General features: G+C 64.3%; 15 protein-coding genes and 1 pseudogene. 10 read left to right on the plus strand and 6 right to left on the minus strand.

The features are described 5' to 3' along the window. Positions 1–125 precede the first annotated feature (125 nt). Positions 126–305 carry a hypothetical protein gene (locus C7G41_RS09775; protein WP_231171117.1) on the minus strand — a complete coding sequence of 60 codons (180 nt, stop codon included), beginning with the start codon at positions 303–305 and terminating at the stop codon, positions 126–128. Between the two features lie 240 nt (positions 306–545). Between C7G41_RS09775 and C7G41_RS09780 the strand changes: the two genes are divergently transcribed. Continuing rightward, complete coding sequence (locus C7G41_RS09780) at positions 546–1,181, plus strand: 2-hydroxychromene-2-carboxylate isomerase (RefSeq protein WP_106942375.1); 636 nt, start codon at positions 546–548, stop codon at positions 1,179–1,181. Positions 1,182–1,190: 9 nt separating this feature from the next. Here C7G41_RS09780 and ald read toward each other — a convergent pair whose 3' ends face one another. After that, complete coding sequence (gene ald / locus C7G41_RS09785; protein ID WP_106942376.1) at positions 1,191–2,306, minus strand: alanine dehydrogenase; 1,116 nt, start codon at positions 2,304–2,306, stop codon at positions 1,191–1,193. Positions 2,307–2,440: 134 nt separating this feature from the next. Here ald and C7G41_RS09790 point away from each other — a divergent pair, with 134 nt between their 5' ends. The 6 genes and pseudogenes from C7G41_RS09790 (at position 2,441) to C7G41_RS09815 (ending at position 9,822) form a co-directional block, all read left to right on the plus strand. After that, positions 2,441–2,920, plus strand: a complete 480-nt coding sequence (locus tag C7G41_RS09790; protein WP_199198285.1) for an Lrp/AsnC family transcriptional regulator — start codon at positions 2,441–2,443, stop codon at positions 2,918–2,920. Positions 2,921–3,069: 149 nt separating this feature from the next. Next, positions 3,070–3,561 carry a (2Fe-2S)-binding protein gene (locus tag C7G41_RS09795; RefSeq protein WP_199198286.1) on the plus strand — a complete coding sequence of 164 codons (492 nt, stop codon included), beginning with the start codon at positions 3,070–3,072 and terminating at the stop codon, positions 3,559–3,561. Further along, positions 3,558–4,571, plus strand: a complete 1,014-nt coding sequence (locus tag C7G41_RS09800; protein ID WP_106942379.1) for a xanthine dehydrogenase family protein subunit M — start codon at positions 3,558–3,560, stop codon at positions 4,569–4,571. The genes C7G41_RS09795 and C7G41_RS09800 overlap by 4 nt, the downstream gene beginning before the upstream one ends. 7 nt (positions 4,572–4,578) lie before the next feature. Beyond that, a complete protein-coding gene (locus C7G41_RS09805; protein ID WP_106942380.1) occupies positions 4,579–6,783 on the plus strand; it encodes a xanthine dehydrogenase family protein molybdopterin-binding subunit in 2,205 nt (734 codons plus the stop codon). A 95-nt stretch (positions 6,784–6,878) separates the two neighbouring features. Beyond that, positions 6,879–9,237: pseudogene (locus C7G41_RS09810) on the plus strand (Orn/Lys/Arg decarboxylase N-terminal domain-containing protein). A 6-nt stretch (positions 9,238–9,243) separates the two neighbouring features. Continuing rightward, on the plus strand, positions 9,244–9,822 hold the full coding sequence (locus tag C7G41_RS09815; protein WP_199198287.1) for a GNAT family N-acetyltransferase: 579 nt from the start codon (positions 9,244–9,246) through the stop codon (positions 9,820–9,822). Between the two features lie 4 nt (positions 9,823–9,826). On the opposite strand, the gene C7G41_RS37715 is transcribed toward C7G41_RS09815, so the two are convergent. Further along, positions 9,827–10,039, minus strand: coding sequence for a hypothetical protein (locus C7G41_RS37715; protein WP_007608382.1), 213 nt, complete (start codon positions 10,037–10,039; stop codon positions 9,827–9,829). A 157-nt stretch (positions 10,040–10,196) separates the two neighbouring features. Then, positions 10,197–11,246, minus strand: coding sequence for a hydroxyacid dehydrogenase (locus C7G41_RS09825; RefSeq protein ID WP_106942382.1), 1,050 nt, complete (start codon positions 11,244–11,246; stop codon positions 10,197–10,199). Between the two features lie 254 nt (positions 11,247–11,500). Here C7G41_RS09825 and C7G41_RS09830 point away from each other — a divergent pair, with 254 nt between their 5' ends. From C7G41_RS09830 to C7G41_RS09840, 3 genes are all read left to right on the plus strand, one after another. Then, complete coding sequence (locus C7G41_RS09830; protein WP_106942383.1) at positions 11,501–12,067, plus strand: thiamine pyrophosphate-binding protein; 567 nt, start codon at positions 11,501–11,503, stop codon at positions 12,065–12,067. A gap of 11 nt (positions 12,068–12,078) precedes the next feature. Further along, positions 12,079–12,681 (plus strand): thiamine pyrophosphate-dependent enzyme, encoded by a 603-nt coding sequence (locus tag C7G41_RS09835; protein ID WP_106942384.1) that lies wholly within the window; start codon positions 12,079–12,081, stop codon positions 12,679–12,681. Positions 12,682–12,757: 76 nt separating this feature from the next. Next, on the plus strand, positions 12,758–13,135 hold the full coding sequence (locus tag C7G41_RS09840) for a VanZ family protein (protein ID WP_106942385.1): 378 nt from the start codon (positions 12,758–12,760) through the stop codon (positions 13,133–13,135). Positions 13,136–13,178: 43 nt separating this feature from the next. Here the strand turns inward: C7G41_RS09840 and C7G41_RS09845 are convergent, their stop codons facing one another. Beyond that, positions 13,179–13,562, minus strand: coding sequence for a DUF1236 domain-containing protein (locus tag C7G41_RS09845; RefSeq protein ID WP_106942386.1), 384 nt, complete (start codon positions 13,560–13,562; stop codon positions 13,179–13,181). Positions 13,563–13,674: 112 nt separating this feature from the next. Next, positions 13,675–14,562, minus strand: coding sequence for a 2-hydroxy-3-oxopropionate reductase (locus tag C7G41_RS09850; protein WP_106942387.1), 888 nt, complete (start codon positions 14,560–14,562; stop codon positions 13,675–13,677). Between the last annotated feature and the right edge of the window lie 8 nt (positions 14,563–14,570).

Below are 14,570 nucleotides of genomic sequence, written 5' to 3' on the forward strand. Positions count from 1 at the left end.
TCTCCCAGAGGAGAAGGATTTATACGCAGCGCCACCCGATTGGGAAATAAGTTTTCGATATATCAGGGCCAAGGTAAGTTATATCCTCAGCCCGGAATAATCCAGCTCAGGAGATCAGGCGCGCCTTAGAAGATCAGGCTCTTGGCCAGCGAGGCGACGCGGCTGAAGCCGTCGTAGACGCCGGGCTCGAAGAAGGCCGCACGCGCCAGCACGATGCCGGCGACCAGCGACCAGAACAGGCCGGTGCCAACCCGCAGCAGCAGCTTTGACCCGCGCGAGCGCGGCTGCGTGTCCGTTGCGGACACTAATTGCTCGCCGAAAGGCTCAAACCTGGTGCGTTCCATAGCAGTCAATCCATCAATTTCTCACGGAAATGTCGTCGTTTCGACCCCAAACAGCAATGGAAGCGATTGGCTTTTTTGCCTCCCGGAGGGGAAACTCCTTCCGCCGGGCGGACCCGGGGCAATAGTTTTCTTCTTCCGGCCTATTTGGACACCGGCGCCCCGGCGAGCAGGTATCGCCGCGCGTATGAAAGGAATCTGCCAATGCCAAGCCCCCGCGTGCGCGTCTACACCGACTACAAGAGCCCCTACGCGTTCGTGGCCAACAAGCGCCTGTTCGAACTGCAGGAGACGCACGGCGTCGAGCTCGAATGGCTGCCCTATACGCTGCGCGTTGCCGAATTCATGGGGACCGTGGAAGAGCGCACGCCGCATTTCTGGCGCAAGGTGCGCTACGCCTATATGGACGCGCGGCGCTATGCCAATGCGCAGGGCCTCGTCATGAAAGGGCCCCGGCGGATCTACGACGCGTTCTATTCCAGCGTCGGCATGCTGTTCGCCCAACAGCACGGCTTCTTCCATCCGTATCACGACACGGTGTTTCGTCGGTTCTGGAGCCATCAGCTCGAGATCGACGATCTCGCCGCAATCACTGACGTCATCACGTCCTGCGGTGGCTCAGCCAGTGAGTTCGAAGCCTACGTCCATGGCCCCGCACGCGCCGAGCATGACCGCATCATCGACGAGGCCGAAGCGCTCGGCGTATTCGGCGTGCCGACCATGGTGTTTAACGGCGAGTTGTTCTGGGGCGGCGACCGCATCGACATGCTGATCGCGCGCATCGAGAAGCCCGAGACCATCGAGGCCGCGCTCGGCAGCCGCCATCGCAAGCCAGTATGAGCAGCAACGCTATGCCGCCAGCCCACTCTCCACCGGAGCAAACTCCAGCCCGAGGCTCTCCGCCACCGCCTTGTTGGTGATGCGGCCGCGATGCACATTCAGCCCGTTGCGCAGATGTGGATTTTCCAACACCGCAGCAAAACCCTTGTTCGCGAGCATCAAGCCGAAGGGTAGCGTCGCGTTGTTCAGCGCCTGGCTCGACGTCACCGGCACTGCCCCGGGCATATTTGCCACGCAGTAATGCACGACGCCGTCAACCACATAGGTCGGATCGGCATGCGTGGTCGGGTACGAGGTCTCGAAGCAGCCGCCCTGATCGATCGCGACGTCGACCAGCACGGCGCCCGGTCGCATCGATGTCAGCATCGCACGCGTGACGAGCTTGGGCGCGCTCGCGCCCGGCACCAGCACCGCGCCGATCACGACGTCGGCAGCGAACACCTCCTCCTCGACCGACTCGATGGTGGAGAAGCGGGTGCGCACGCGCCCGGCAAAGAGATCATCAAGCTCCCGCAACCGAGGAATCGAACGGTCGATCACGGTGACTTCGGCGCCAAGGCCCGCGGCCATGCGCGCGGCTTGCGTTCCCACTACGCCGCCGCCGAGCACGACGACCCGCGCCGGCTGCACGCCGGGAACGCCGCCGAGCAGCAGCCCGCGGCCGCCGGCCGAGCGCTTGAGCGCGGCGCCGGCAGCCTCGATGGCGAGGCGGCCGGCGACTTCGCTCATCGGCGCAAGCAGGGGGAGGTGACCGGCCGCGTCGGTGACGGTTTCATAGGCGATCGCAGTACAGCCGGAGGCGAGCAAACCCCTGGCCTGTTCGGGATCCGGCGCGAGATGGAGATAGGTAAAGAGGATCTGGCTTTCGCGGAGCTGGGCCCACTCGCTTTTCTGGGGCTCCTTCACCTTCACGATCATCTCGGACTTCGCGAGGATGTCGCGCGCGCTCTCGGCAATGATGGCCCCTGCCCGCCGGTAGACTTCGTCGGAGGCGCCGATGCCGTCGCCCGCACCGGTCTCGATCGTCACCTCGTGCCCCGCGGCGACATATTCGCGGACCGCACCCGGGGTGAGCCCGACGCGATATTCCTGCACTTTGATTTCCTTGGGCACACCGACGCGCATCCCGGGCCTCCTTTTGATTCACCCCAAGATCGTAGCGACGTGCCCGGTTTGGTTTCGTGCAAATATCCGCTAGCTTTGGCCTCCCTGCGCCGGTTTCCGGCGCGCAAACGCCCTTTCACGCTGGAAACGAAACTTTGGCCCTGGACCGGAAAGATCTCGCTATCCTCGCGGAACTCACAACCAATGCGCGGGCCAGCCACACCGAGCTCGCCAACAAGGTTGGCCTGTCCAGCACCGCGCTCGCACGGCGGCAGAAGGTGCTCGAGGACAACGGCTACATCCAGGCCTATCAGGCCACGCTCGACCTCGCGCAATTCGGTCTCACGACCACGGTGCTGGTCCGTATCGCGTTGGAAAGCCAGAGCGACGAGGCGTTGAAGGCGTTCGAGGCGGAGGTGGTGAAATGCCCGTCCGTCGTGCGCTGCTTCCTAATGTCAGGGACCGATGACTACATCCTGATCGTGCTCGCCCGCGACATCCAGGATTTCGAGCGCATCCACCGCATGGAGCTGTCGCGCCTGCCGCGCGTGGCTCGGGTGCAATCGAGCTTCGCGCTGCGCGAGGTTGTCAACCGCGCCGTGCCGAATGTGGTGTTCGGCGAAGCAAAGCGCTGACCGCAACCGCTCGGAAACGCGAACTGCAGGCAAGGGAATCAAAGGAACCAACCGGTCGGTGGTCCGTTGGGCGCTATTGGCCGGCGGAGGCGTGCCCCCGCGTCAACACGGCTGACGTCCGGCACGGTCGCCGTCGCAGGGAGCAGGACATGGGCGATGTCACGCATCAGATTTCCGAACGCATTCCGATCCGTCTTGTCGTCAACGGCGTCAGTCACACGCTCGATCTCGTGCCGTGGACTACGCTGCTCGACGCCTTGCGCGACCATCTTGCGCTGAGCGGCACCAAGAAGGGCTGCGACCACGGTCAGTGTGGCGCCTGCACGGTGCTGGTGGACGGCCGGCGCGTCAATTCCTGCCTCACGCTCGCCGTCATGAAGGACGGCGCGGAGATCACAACCATCGAAGGCCTTGCCACCGACGGCGCGCTGCATCCCCTGCAACAGGCTTTCATCGACCACGACGCCTTCCAGTGCGGCTATTGCACGCCTGGACAGATATGCTCGGCGGCCGGACTGCTCGTCGAAGGCCGTGCCCGGGATGCCGACGAGATCCGGGAGCTGATGAGCGGAAACCTCTGCCGCTGCGGAGCCTATCCGAACATCGTCGCCGCCATCCAGCAAGCAATGGGCCAGCCATGAACAACTTCCAGTACGCCCGGGCCACTGATGTCGCCGACGCGATTCGCCTGCTCGCCGATCCCGGCGCCAAGCTGATTGCCGGCGGCACCAATTTGATCGACCTGATGAAAGAGAATGTCGAGCGCCCCACCCGGCTGATCGACATTTCCCGCCTGCCGCTCCGCAAGGTCGAGGAGACGGCGGACGGGTCCTTGCGCATCGGCGCCTTGGTGCCGAACTCGGACCTCGCCTACCATCCATTGATCGAGCAGCGCTATCCCCTGCTCGCCAGCGCCATCCTGGCCGGCGCCTCGGCGCAATTGCGCAACATGGCCTCCGTTGGCGGCAATCTGATGCAGCGAACGCGTTGCGCCTATTTCTATGACACGGCCACGCCCTGCAACAAGCGCCATCCCGGCAGCGGCTGCTCGGCGATGGACGGCCTGAACCGCAACCATGCGATCCTGGGCACGAGCGCATCCTGCATCGCGACCAATCCCTCCGACATGAGCGTGGCGCTGGCCGCACTCGGTGCGCTCGTGCACATCGCGGGTCCCTCCGGCGAACGCGCCGTCGCGGTGACCGATTTCCATCGGCTGCCCGGCGATAAGCCTCATGTCGATACCAGCCTCGGCACCGGCGAGATCATCACGGCGATCGAACTGCCGCCGCGCGGTTTTGCTCAAAACTACAGCTATCTGAAAATTCGCGACCGGATGTCCTATGCTTTTGCTCTGGTCTCGGTTGCCGCCGCGCTCGAATTGGAGGGCAACGCGATCAGCGGGGCACGCCTGGCGCTCGGCGGCGTGGCTCACAAGCCCTGGCGCAGCCTCGAAGCCGAAGCGGCGCTGCGCGGCCAGGCCGCGACGCCCGATCACTTCTCGCACGCCGCGGATGTCCTGCTCCAGGGAGCAACGACCCGCTCACATAACGGCTTCAAGGTCGAGCTCGCACGCCGCGCCATCGTGCGGACGCTGACACAGGCGACGAACGCCACGCCGCAATCCCAGGCCCACAAGAAGATCGCGTGAGGACCCTATGAACGCTTATGTCGGAACGCCAACGTCGCGTGTCGACGGACGGGCCAAGGTCACCGGGGCCGCCAAATACGCCGGCGAATTTCCGGCGGACAAGCTGCTCCATGGCTTCGTCGTCGAGGCCACCATTCCATGCGGGCGCATTGCCCGCCTCGACACCAGTGAGGCGCTGCAGGTCGAGGGCGTGCTCGACGTGCTCACGCACGCCAACCGTCCGCCGCTGGCTGACAAGGTCGAGCCGTGGAAGGACGAGGTGGCGCCCGAGAAAGGCTCGCCTTTCCGTCCGCTTTATGATGACACGATCAAGTTCAACAGCCAGCCGATCGCACTTGTCGTCGCGGAGGACTGGGAAACCGCGAAATTCGCAGCCACGCTCGTGCGGGTCGAATATGAGCAGCGTGGCTTTGCGACCGACCTCGAAGGCGAGCGCAGCAACGCCGCCGAGAAGGACAAGCCGCATAAGCCGCGGGGCGACGCCGCAGCCGCCCTTGCGGGAGCCGATGTGCGCCACGAGGCGGACTACGTCATCCCGACCGAGCATCACAACCCGATGGAGCTCTATGCGACCACGGCGGTCTGGGAGAGCAATGGCAAGCTCACGATCTACGACAAGACCCAAGGCGTCCAGAACGTCCACAAGTTTCTATGCGGCGTGTTCGACAAGAAGCCGGATGACATTCGCGTGGTCTCGCCCTACGTCGGCGGCGCCTTCGGCTCCGGCTTGCGGCCGCAATATCAGGTGGTGTTGGCAACGCTTGGCGCGCTCGCGCTGAAGCGGTCCGTTCGCGTCGTGCTGACGCGGCAGCAGATGTACGGGCTCGGCTACCGGCCGATGACAATCGAACGCGTCGCGCTCGGCGCAAAATCCGATGGCACGCTCGATGCGGTTACGCACGAGGCCATTGCCGTCACCTCGCGCTACGAAGATTTTGCACGCAACGATACCGGCTGGGCCGAACAGCTCTACAAGAGCCCGAACAGCCGCTTCTCCCACAAGCTGGTTCACCTCGACGTCTCCACGCCCTCCGACATGCGCGCACCGGGGGCGGCATCGGGCGTCTGCGCGCTCGAATGCGCCATGGACGAGCTCGCCGTCGCGCTCAAGCTCGACCCGGTCGAACTGCGGCTGAAATGCTATTCGGATCGCGACCAGAGCGAAAACCTGCCCTACACCAGCAAGCAGTTGCGCGAATGCTACGCGCGCGGCGCGGACGCCTTCGGCTGGAGCAGACGCAATCCTGCGCCGCGCTCGATGCGCGACGGCAAGGATCTGGTCGGCTGGGGCATGGCCACCGGCGTGTGGGAAGCATTGCAGATGCCGGTCGCCGTCCGTATCGCGCTGACATCGAACGGACATGCCGAGGTGTCCTGCGCCGCATCCGACATCGGCACCGGCACCTACACCATTGTCGCGCAGGTCGCAGCCGACGCACTCGGCCTGCCGATCGAGAACATCAGCGTCCGGCTCGCCGATTCCAGTCTGCCGCAGGCGCCGGTCGAGGGTGGTTCCTGGATGGCCGCCTCGAGCGCACATGCGGTGCTCGCAGCCGCCGAGGAGGTGCGCAAGGAGCTGTTACGCTTGGCCGGGAAGATGCCAGGCTCGCCGCTCGCCGACACCGAGTTGGCCGATACGGTGCTGAAGGACGGCAGCATTGCGGGGGCCAGCGACAACAGCCGCGCGGTCTCGATCGCCGACGCGATGCGCCATGGCGGCATCGAGCGCATCGAGAAGGAAAAGCTCAATCAGTTCGAGGAGGACAAGAAGCACGCGCGCAATACCCATTCGGCCGTGTTCGCCGAGGTCAAAGTGGACGAAGAGCTGGGCGTCATCCGCGTCACGCGGGTCGTGAGCGCCGTCGCGGCCGGGCGGATTCTCAACACCAAGACTGGCCGCAGCCAGATCATGGGCAGCGTGGTCTGGGGAATCGGGATGGCCCTGCACGAGGAGACGGTGATGGACCACCGCTTCGGCCGGATCATGAACGCGAACATCGCCGAGTACCATATCCCGGTGAATGCGGATGTTTACGACATCGACGTGATCTTCGTCGACGAGCCGGACGATCGTATCAACAAGCTCGGCATCAAGGGACTGGGCGAGATCGGCATCGTCGGCGTCCCCGCCGCGATCGCGAACGCCGTCTATCACGCCACCGGCAAGCGCATCCGCCGCTTCCCGATCACTCTGGACAAGCTCTTAGACTGATCGCGCCGTCACACTGCCCCGCTCGGTCGGCGACTGTCATCGAACTGTCATCGAATGTGTCGAGAGCTGTTTCTCTCGCACATTCGGGACATGACATGGACTATTTCAAGCGCTTCAACTTTCTGTTCGCCGCACCTGTGTTCGACGCCGACGACCTCGAAGGTGTCCGCTTCAACCAGATCATCGAGGAGATCCAGCGCTCCGGCTTCGAGGTCGTTCGCGCCCGCAAGCTGGAGGACGCGGAGATGGCGGTGCAGACCGATGCCGCGATCGGTTGCATGGTGGTGGACTGGGGCAAGAAGGGCCTGGAGGGCAAGACCTCGGCGCTGATCAATTTGATGCGGCGACGCGGCCTCGATTTCCCGATCATCCTCCTGATCCGGCGCAAACGGTTCGAGGATCTCCCAGTCGAGGTGCTCGACTTCATCGACGGTTATGTCTTCCTGTCCGAGGAGACACCGACCTTCATCGCCAAGAACCTGATCAGCCGTCTGAAGCAATATGCGGAGACGTTGAAGACGCCCTTCTTCGGCGCGCTGGTCGACTATGCCGAGGAGGGCAACCAGCTCTGGACCTGCCCGGGCCACAATGGCGGCGTGTTCTACAACCGCAGCCCGATTGGACGGGTGTTCGTCGAACATCTCGGTGAGTCCGTATTCCGCGACGATCTCGACAATTCCGTGCTCGACCTCGGCGACCTCCTCACCCATGAAGGACCGGCGTTGAAGGCACAGAAGGAAGCTGCCCAGATCTTTGGTGCGGAAAAGACCTATTTCGTGCTCAACGGAACCTCGACCTCGAACAAGGTTGCGCTCGGCGCTCTCGTCACCGACGGCGATCTCGTGCTGTTCGACCGCAACAATCACAAAGCCCGCCCATCATGGCGCGCTGATGATCAATGGCGGCGTCCCGGTCTACGTGCCGACCATCCGCAATGCCTGGGGCCTGATCGGCCCGATGCGGTGGGACATGCTCGACGAGAAAACCTTGCGCGAGGCGATCCGCAATCATCCCTTGGTGACGGACAAGGACGCTTGGCGCAAGGAACGGCCGTTCCGCGTTGCCGTGGTCGAGCAGTGCACCTATGACGGCACCATCCACAGCGCCGAAATGATCTTGAAGCGCATCGGCCATCTCTGTGAGTACATCCTGTTCGACGAGGCCTGGGCCGGCTTCATGAAGTTCCACCCGCTCTATGCCGGCCGCTTCGCCATGGGACTGGCGAACCTTTCCCCCGAGGCACCCGGCATCATCGCGACGCAATCGACCCACAAACAGCTCGCGAGCTTCTCGCAGGCCTCCCAAATCCACATCAAGGATCGTCACATCCGCGGCCAGAAGCGGCGCGTCGAGCACCGCCGCTTCAACGAAAGTTTCATGCAGCACGCTTCCACGTCGCCATTCTACCCGCTGTTCGCCTCGCTCGACGTCGGCGCACAGATGATGAAGGGCCGCTCCGGCGAAGTCCTGTGGGACGACACGATTCGGCTCGGCATCGAGCTGCGCAAGAAAATCCGCGCGATGCGCCGGGAGTTCGAGGAGAAGGAGCAGAATCCGGACCGGGGCTGGTTCTTCGAACCCTTCGTCCCCGATCGCGTCGCGATTCCCGATGTCAGCCGTCCCGGTGCTGCGCACAATGTCGCCTGGGAAACGCTCTCGACCGATGAGCTCGCCACCAACCCCGCGCTGTGGCAGCTCTCCCCCGACAGCGCCTGGCATGGCTTCCCTGGCCTCAGTGAGGGCTTTGCCATGACCGATCCGAACAAGCTGACGCTGCTCACGCCCGGCTTCGATCGCACCACCGGCGCCTATGTCGAGCACGGCATCCCCGCCCCGGTCGTCGCGCAATATCTGCGCGAGAACCGCATCGTCCCCGAGAAGAACGACCTCAACTCGCTGCTCTTCCTGCTCACCCCGGGCGTCGAGGCAAGCAAGGCGGGCACGCTGATCTCCGGTCTCGTCGCATTCAAGCGGCTGCATGACGACAATGCGCTGCTTGCGGACGTCATCCCGGAGTTCTGCCAGCGGCGGCAGGCGCGCTATGCCGGCGTGCGGCTGCGCGATGTCTGCGGCGAGATGCACCGTTTCTTCCGCGCTGCCGACGTCAGCGCACTCCAGGCCCGGCAGTTCATGCCCGAGCACATGCCTGACATCGCGATGTCGCCTCGCGAAGCCGCCCGCTACCTGTTTCGCAACGATGTCGACTATCTACCGATCGAAGCGATCACGGGCCGCATCGCCACCACGCCATTCGTGGTCTATCCGCCCGGCATCGCCACCATCGTGCCCGGCGAGCGACTGACGGAGCGCGCCAAGCCCATGGTCGACTACCTCAAGATGTTCGAGACCTGCTTCAACACGTTCCCCGGCTTCGATGTCGAGATCCAGGGCGTCTACAAAGAGGTCGACGCCCAAGGCCGCATCGGGCTTTATACCTACGTCGTTGCCGAGTAGATGCCGATGAACGAAACAGCCGCACTGCGCGCGGATGACGAGCCGGTCCTGGTCCGGCCCTCACGCGAGAATGATATCGAGGCGATGCTGGCGATCTATCGCCATCACGTCCGTAACGGGGTGCCACGCGATGTCGAGGGAACCGGCGCGCCGGAGCTGGACGATCTGCGCGACCGGCGCAAGAACTTGAAGCAGACCCGCCTGCCGCATCTGGTCGCGACCTATCGCGGGGAAGTCGTCGGCTATGCCTACGCCGTGCTGTTTCGCAAGCGCCCGGCGTATCGCTATACGGCCAAGCATTCGATCTACGTCCACCACGCGCATCTCGGTCGCGGTGTGGGACGGCTTTTGCTCCAGGACATGATCGACGCCTGCGCGGCGGCCGGCTTCCGCCAGATGATCGGCTATATCGATGCCGACAATGCGCCTTCGCTGGCGCTGCACGAAAAATTCGGCTTCGCGCGCGCCGGCCTGCTCTGCGGTGTCGCCTATCGCCACGGGCACTGGTCCGACACCGTCATGGTGCAGCGGTCGCTCGGCGCCGGCGTCACCGCACCACCGCCCGTCACGGCGCCCGGCCGCTAGGCCCTCATGACGGAAAGTCAGCCGGTCTGACCTGGATGCGGTCGGCATGCAACGACCAGTGGTGCAACGCCTGGTCCTCGCAAAACCTCGCCTTCGCCCGCTCTCTGGCTTCGTCCTCGTCGGAAGCGTCGATCTCGAGCGTGCCCTGGCACACCTCGATCTGCCGGCCGTACTGGCCGAGCACGTCCTTCATGAACCTGACCACATAAGTTGACATGGGACCTCCTGCCTGCCCCGGCGGCGCTCAATCTAATCCCATTTAGCCGGATTGCGGGAGGGGGATTTTGACGCGGATCAAAGTCGGGCGCGGTTCCCGTCCGCCGATCATTGGGCAGCAGGAGAGTCGCCCCAGGAAGGACAAAAGCGCCTGCTGACTACGCCGGCGTCACACCAAACGCCTGTTTGAAGCGCTCCGCGTAACGTGGCCAGACCTCGGGATTGATGATGCGCGGCGGGCGCTTGCCGTCGAGCGTCTGCAGCACCTGCTCAGCGGCGATGCGGCCCATGTTCTGCCGCGCCTCGATCGTGACGCCCGCAGTATGCGGGCTCGCCAGCACGTTGTCGAGCTGGAGCAGCGGATGCTCCGGCGGCGGCGGCTCCTTCGACCAGACGTCGAGACCGGCGCCCGCAATGCGCTTGTCGCGCAACGCCTGGAGCAACGCGTCCTCGTCGTGAATGAAACCGCGCGCCGTGGTGATAAAGTACGCATGCGGCTGCATCAACGCGAACTCGCGCACGCTGATCATGTTGCGGCTGCCCTTGTTAAGCGGGCAGGAGATCGAGACGAAATCGGCGCGGCGCAAGAGCTCGTCGAGCTCCACCTTCTCTCCGCCCCGCTTGGCCATCACCTCGGCGGTGAGGTAAGGATCGTAGGCCAGCACCTTCATGCCGAGCAGACCCTGGCACAACGCGGCGATGCGACGGCCGACATTGCCGAGGCCGATGATGCCGACCGTCTTGTGTTCGACCTCGTTGCCGACGAGCTCGTTGCGGTTGACGTCGCGCTCGCGGCGCAGCCGGCGGTCCGACTGAATGATGCGCTTAGACAGCGTCAACATCATCGCCAGCGCATGCTCGGCGACGGAATGGGCATTGCCGCCGGACTGGTTGACGACCAGCACGCCCGCATCGGTGCACGCCTCGACGTCGACGGGGTCGAAGCCTGCACCATTGCTCGAGACCAGCAACAGGTTCGGCGTGCGCTTCAGGAAGGCGGCATCGACGTGGAAATGCGGGGCGAGTTCGTCCCGGGCGGCGCCGATCTGGTAAACATGAGCGGCACCGATGATCGGCGCGTAAACGTCTTCGAGGGTCTCGTTCTCGATGCGATCGAGCCGGACGTCGGGTCGCGCCTTCAGGATGTCGATATAGATCGGGTTGGCCAGATACTTGACGTAGAAGACGCGCTTGCTGTTGACGGACATCAGGACCCTTCCGGCTCTCTCCTGGAGATCCGCAGGGCCAGCGCGGCGCGCGCTCCTTCCATGCGTTCCTCCGTTCTCTTGTTATTGCCGCTTATGACACGGCGCCGCCGGCCGCGGCAGGCCGCCTGGCGCAGATCACGGTGCAGCCCGGACATGTTGACAATCCCGCTGCCTGCGTCAAGTTCGGCAGACCGCCGCGACGGCCAAGACAACGACAAAGACCAAGAAGCATGCGCGGCCGAAGGGAGAACGCAATGCCGATTGCGGAGCAACATACCTCGTCCGAGGCGGCGCAGACCTCCAGTGACAAGAGCTGGCACGGCATCGTCCTGCAAACCCTGAAGCGGAACGAGATCAGCCTCGTCCCTTACGTCCCCGATCGCGTGCTGACGCCGCTGATCAAGAATCTGCACGCCGATCCCTTCTTCACCACCTTTGCCACCGCCCGCGAGGAGGAGGCCGTCGGCATCGTCTCGGGCGCATGGATGGGCGGACGACGAGGCGCGGTGTTGATGCAGACCTCCGGCTTTGCGACGCTCGCCAACGTGCTGGCCTCGCTCGCGGTGCCCTACCAGATCCCGCTGATCATGTTCGTGTCCGAGCGCGGCACGCTCGGCGAGTTCAATTACGGCCAGTCACTGGTCTGCCGCACCATGCGTCCGGTGCTGGATTCGCTGGCACTGGAGCACCACACCATCACCCGGCTCGACGAGCTCGAATTCATTGCCGACCGTTCGATCAAGCAGGCCGTGACGACGCAGGCGCCGGTGGCGCTGATCCTTAACCCGCTGCTCACGGGCGGCAAGGTCTTCGACAAGTGAGGCCGGCCCAAATGGATACAGACGCGCGCAACACCAAAGTGATGAACCGCTTCGACGTCACCTCGCGCCTGATCGCGAAACTCGAGCGCGAGGAAGCCGTGATCGGCGGCATCGGCAACACCAATTTCGACCTCTGGGCCGCCGGCCACCGTCCGCAGAATTTCTACATGCTCGGCAGCATGGGGCTCGCCTTCCCGATCGCGCTGGGCGTGGCGCTGGCGCAGCCGGACCGGCGCGTCTTTGCGCTCGAAGGCGACGGCTCGCTGCTGATGCAGCTCGGCGCGCTCTCGACGATCGCGGCGTTGAAGCCGAAGAACCTCATCATGATCGTGATGGACAACGGCATCTATCAGATCACCGGCGCACAGCCGACACCGGCCGCGAACGTGGCTGACATCGTCGCCATCGCGACCGGCTCCGGGCTTGCCAACAGCGCCTGGGCCGCGGACGAGGAGGATTTCGAGCGTCTGGTCGAGGAAGCCATGTCGGCGTCCGAGCCCAGCCTGATCGCCGTCCGTATTGATGACAAGCCCGGCGTCGGCGCCACCCGACGCGATCCCGTGCAGATACGGGAACGCTTCATGCACGGCCTTGGCGTTCGCGAGCCACTTTAACGTTTCGTCATTAACTACACGGCGATCTGATCCCGGCGCCTCGGCAAGCTGCTGCAATCCGTGCTAAGCGGTGAGGATGTCCATTTTGGTTCGCTCCTCTGCCTGGCTGCTTGCCGCCGCCGTCGCCTTTGCAACCCTCGGCCCGCCTGGCCTGCGGCCCCATTCCGACCTTGGCCAGGACGGCGAACACGCCCTTGCTTTCGTCCTGGTGGGACTAGCCTTCGGCCTCGCCTATCCGCGCCGCCGGCTGTCGACCACGGCCATCGCTGTGGTGCTGATCGGCCTGCTCGAACTGATGCAATTCTGGGCACCGGGACGGCATGCGCGGCTGGAGGACTTTCTGGTGGATGCCGGCACCACATGCATCGGCTTCGCGCTGGCGGCCATCGCCGATTGGGCCATGACGCGGTTTCGCGCAAATTCGGCCCTGTCGAGCCAAGGCCCCGCGGAGTGACGCTCCGCAGGGCCCGTCTCTTCAAAGCTCACGCTCCGATCGATCAGTCGATGATCTTGACGACGCGACGCGTGCGCGGCTCGACGATCACGCGGCGATCATTCACGACCGCATAGCGATACTCGGTGTAGTTTGGCACGGGGCGCAGCACCACGGTCGGGGGCAGCGGCTCGCCGACCACGACGCGCTCCTCGACGACGACGGAATCACTGCGCGGGATTCCTCCCAGAACAGCATTCGGAATTTCCAGACCGGCGCCGACGGCTGCACCGACGGTGCCGCCGACCATTGCGCCAACCGGACCGCCGATATCGCCACCTGCGCGCGCGCCGTCTCTGGCGCCCTGTTCGGTCGTCGACTGGGCAAAGGCTGCGCTCGACGCGAGCAGCGACACGGCAGCCAACGAAATTGCAAGACGGGTTTTCATGTCCACACTCTCCAGTGATTGTTCTGCGCCTTCAACCGCGGAGGTGGACCATTGTTCCGGTTCCCATGTGACCAAAGACGCGCCAAATCCGGAGAGTGTTACTGCGTAACACTCATGCCGCAGCGATCTCGTGCCCTGCCATCAGTTCCAGCGCCCGCACCATCGCCGAGTGATCCCAACCCTTCCCGCCATGGGCGGTGCAGGACGAGAACAATTGCTGCGCCACCGCCGTGCTCGGCAGCGACAGGCCGAGCGCGCGGGCGCCTTCAAGCGCGAGGTTGAGATCCTTCTGGTGCAACTCGATGCGGAAGCCGGGATCGAAATTGCGCTTCACCATGCGCTCGCCATGCACTTCCAGAATCCGCGACGACGCAAAGCCGCCCATCAGGGCCTGCCGCACCAGCGCCGGATCCGCGCCGGCTTTCGAAGCGAACAGCAGCGCTTCGCTGACCGCCTCGATCGTCAACGCGACGATGATCTGATTGGCGACCTTCGTCGTCTGGCCATCGCCATTGGCGCCGACGCGGGTGACGTTCTTTCCCATCCGGTCGAAGATCGGCTTCATGGTGTTGAAGGCGCGCTCGGGGCCACCGACCATGATGGTGAGGCTTGCCGCCTTGGCCCCGACCTCCCCGCCCGACACCGGTGCGTCGAGATAATCCGCGCCGAGTGCCTCGATCTTCTTGGCGAACTCCTTGGTCGCCAGCGGCGAGATCGAGCTCATGTCGACCACGATCTTGCCCTTGGAAATGCCGCCCGCGACACCGTCCTTGCCGAACAGCACGGCCTCCACATGCGGCGTATCCGGCACCATGATGATGACCGCATCCGCCTCCTCCGCGACCTCCTTGCCTGACTTGCCGACAACGCCGCCGCCGGCGATCAGCTCGGGTGCGACCGGCCCGACATCGTGCAGGAGAACGCGATGGCCTGCGGCCAGAAGATGGCCGGCCATCGGCCGTCCCATGGTACCAAGTCCGATGAAGCCGATGTCGATCATGTCTACGT

It is taken from the genome of Bradyrhizobium sp. MOS002 (assembly GCF_003020115.1).
GTDB lineage: Bacteria > Pseudomonadota > Alphaproteobacteria > Rhizobiales > Xanthobacteraceae > Bradyrhizobium.

Coding starts and splice junctions, on each gene's coding strand:
- C7G41_RS09780 (WP_106942375.1), top strand. CDS start 546: ATGCCAAGCCCCCGCGTGCGCGTCTACACCGACTACAAGAGCCCCTAC.
- ald (WP_106942376.1), bottom strand. CDS start 2,306: ATGCGCGTCGGTGTGCCCAAGGAAATCAAAGTGCAGGAATATCGCGTC.
- C7G41_RS09795 (WP_199198286.1), top strand. CDS start 3,070: ATGGGCGATGTCACGCATCAGATTTCCGAACGCATTCCGATCCGTCTT.
- C7G41_RS09800 (WP_106942379.1), top strand. CDS start 3,558: ATGAACAACTTCCAGTACGCCCGGGCCACTGATGTCGCCGACGCGATT.
- C7G41_RS09805 (WP_106942380.1), top strand. CDS start 4,579: ATGAACGCTTATGTCGGAACGCCAACGTCGCGTGTCGACGGACGGGCC.
- C7G41_RS09815 (WP_199198287.1), top strand. CDS start 9,244: ATGAACGAAACAGCCGCACTGCGCGCGGATGACGAGCCGGTCCTGGTC.
- C7G41_RS37715 (WP_007608382.1), bottom strand. CDS start 10,039: ATGTCAACTTATGTGGTCAGGTTCATGAAGGACGTGCTCGGCCAGTAC.
- C7G41_RS09825 (WP_106942382.1), bottom strand. CDS start 11,246: ATGTCCGTCAACAGCAAGCGCGTCTTCTACGTCAAGTATCTGGCCAAC.
- C7G41_RS09830 (WP_106942383.1), top strand. CDS start 11,501: ATGCCGATTGCGGAGCAACATACCTCGTCCGAGGCGGCGCAGACCTCC.
- C7G41_RS09835 (WP_106942384.1), top strand. CDS start 12,079: ATGGATACAGACGCGCGCAACACCAAAGTGATGAACCGCTTCGACGTC.
- C7G41_RS09840 (WP_106942385.1), top strand. CDS start 12,758: ATGTCCATTTTGGTTCGCTCCTCTGCCTGGCTGCTTGCCGCCGCCGTC.
- C7G41_RS09845 (WP_106942386.1), bottom strand. CDS start 13,562: ATGAAAACCCGTCTTGCAATTTCGTTGGCTGCCGTGTCGCTGCTCGCG.
- C7G41_RS09850 (WP_106942387.1), bottom strand. CDS start 14,562: ATGATCGACATCGGCTTCATCGGACTTGGTACCATGGGACGGCCGATG.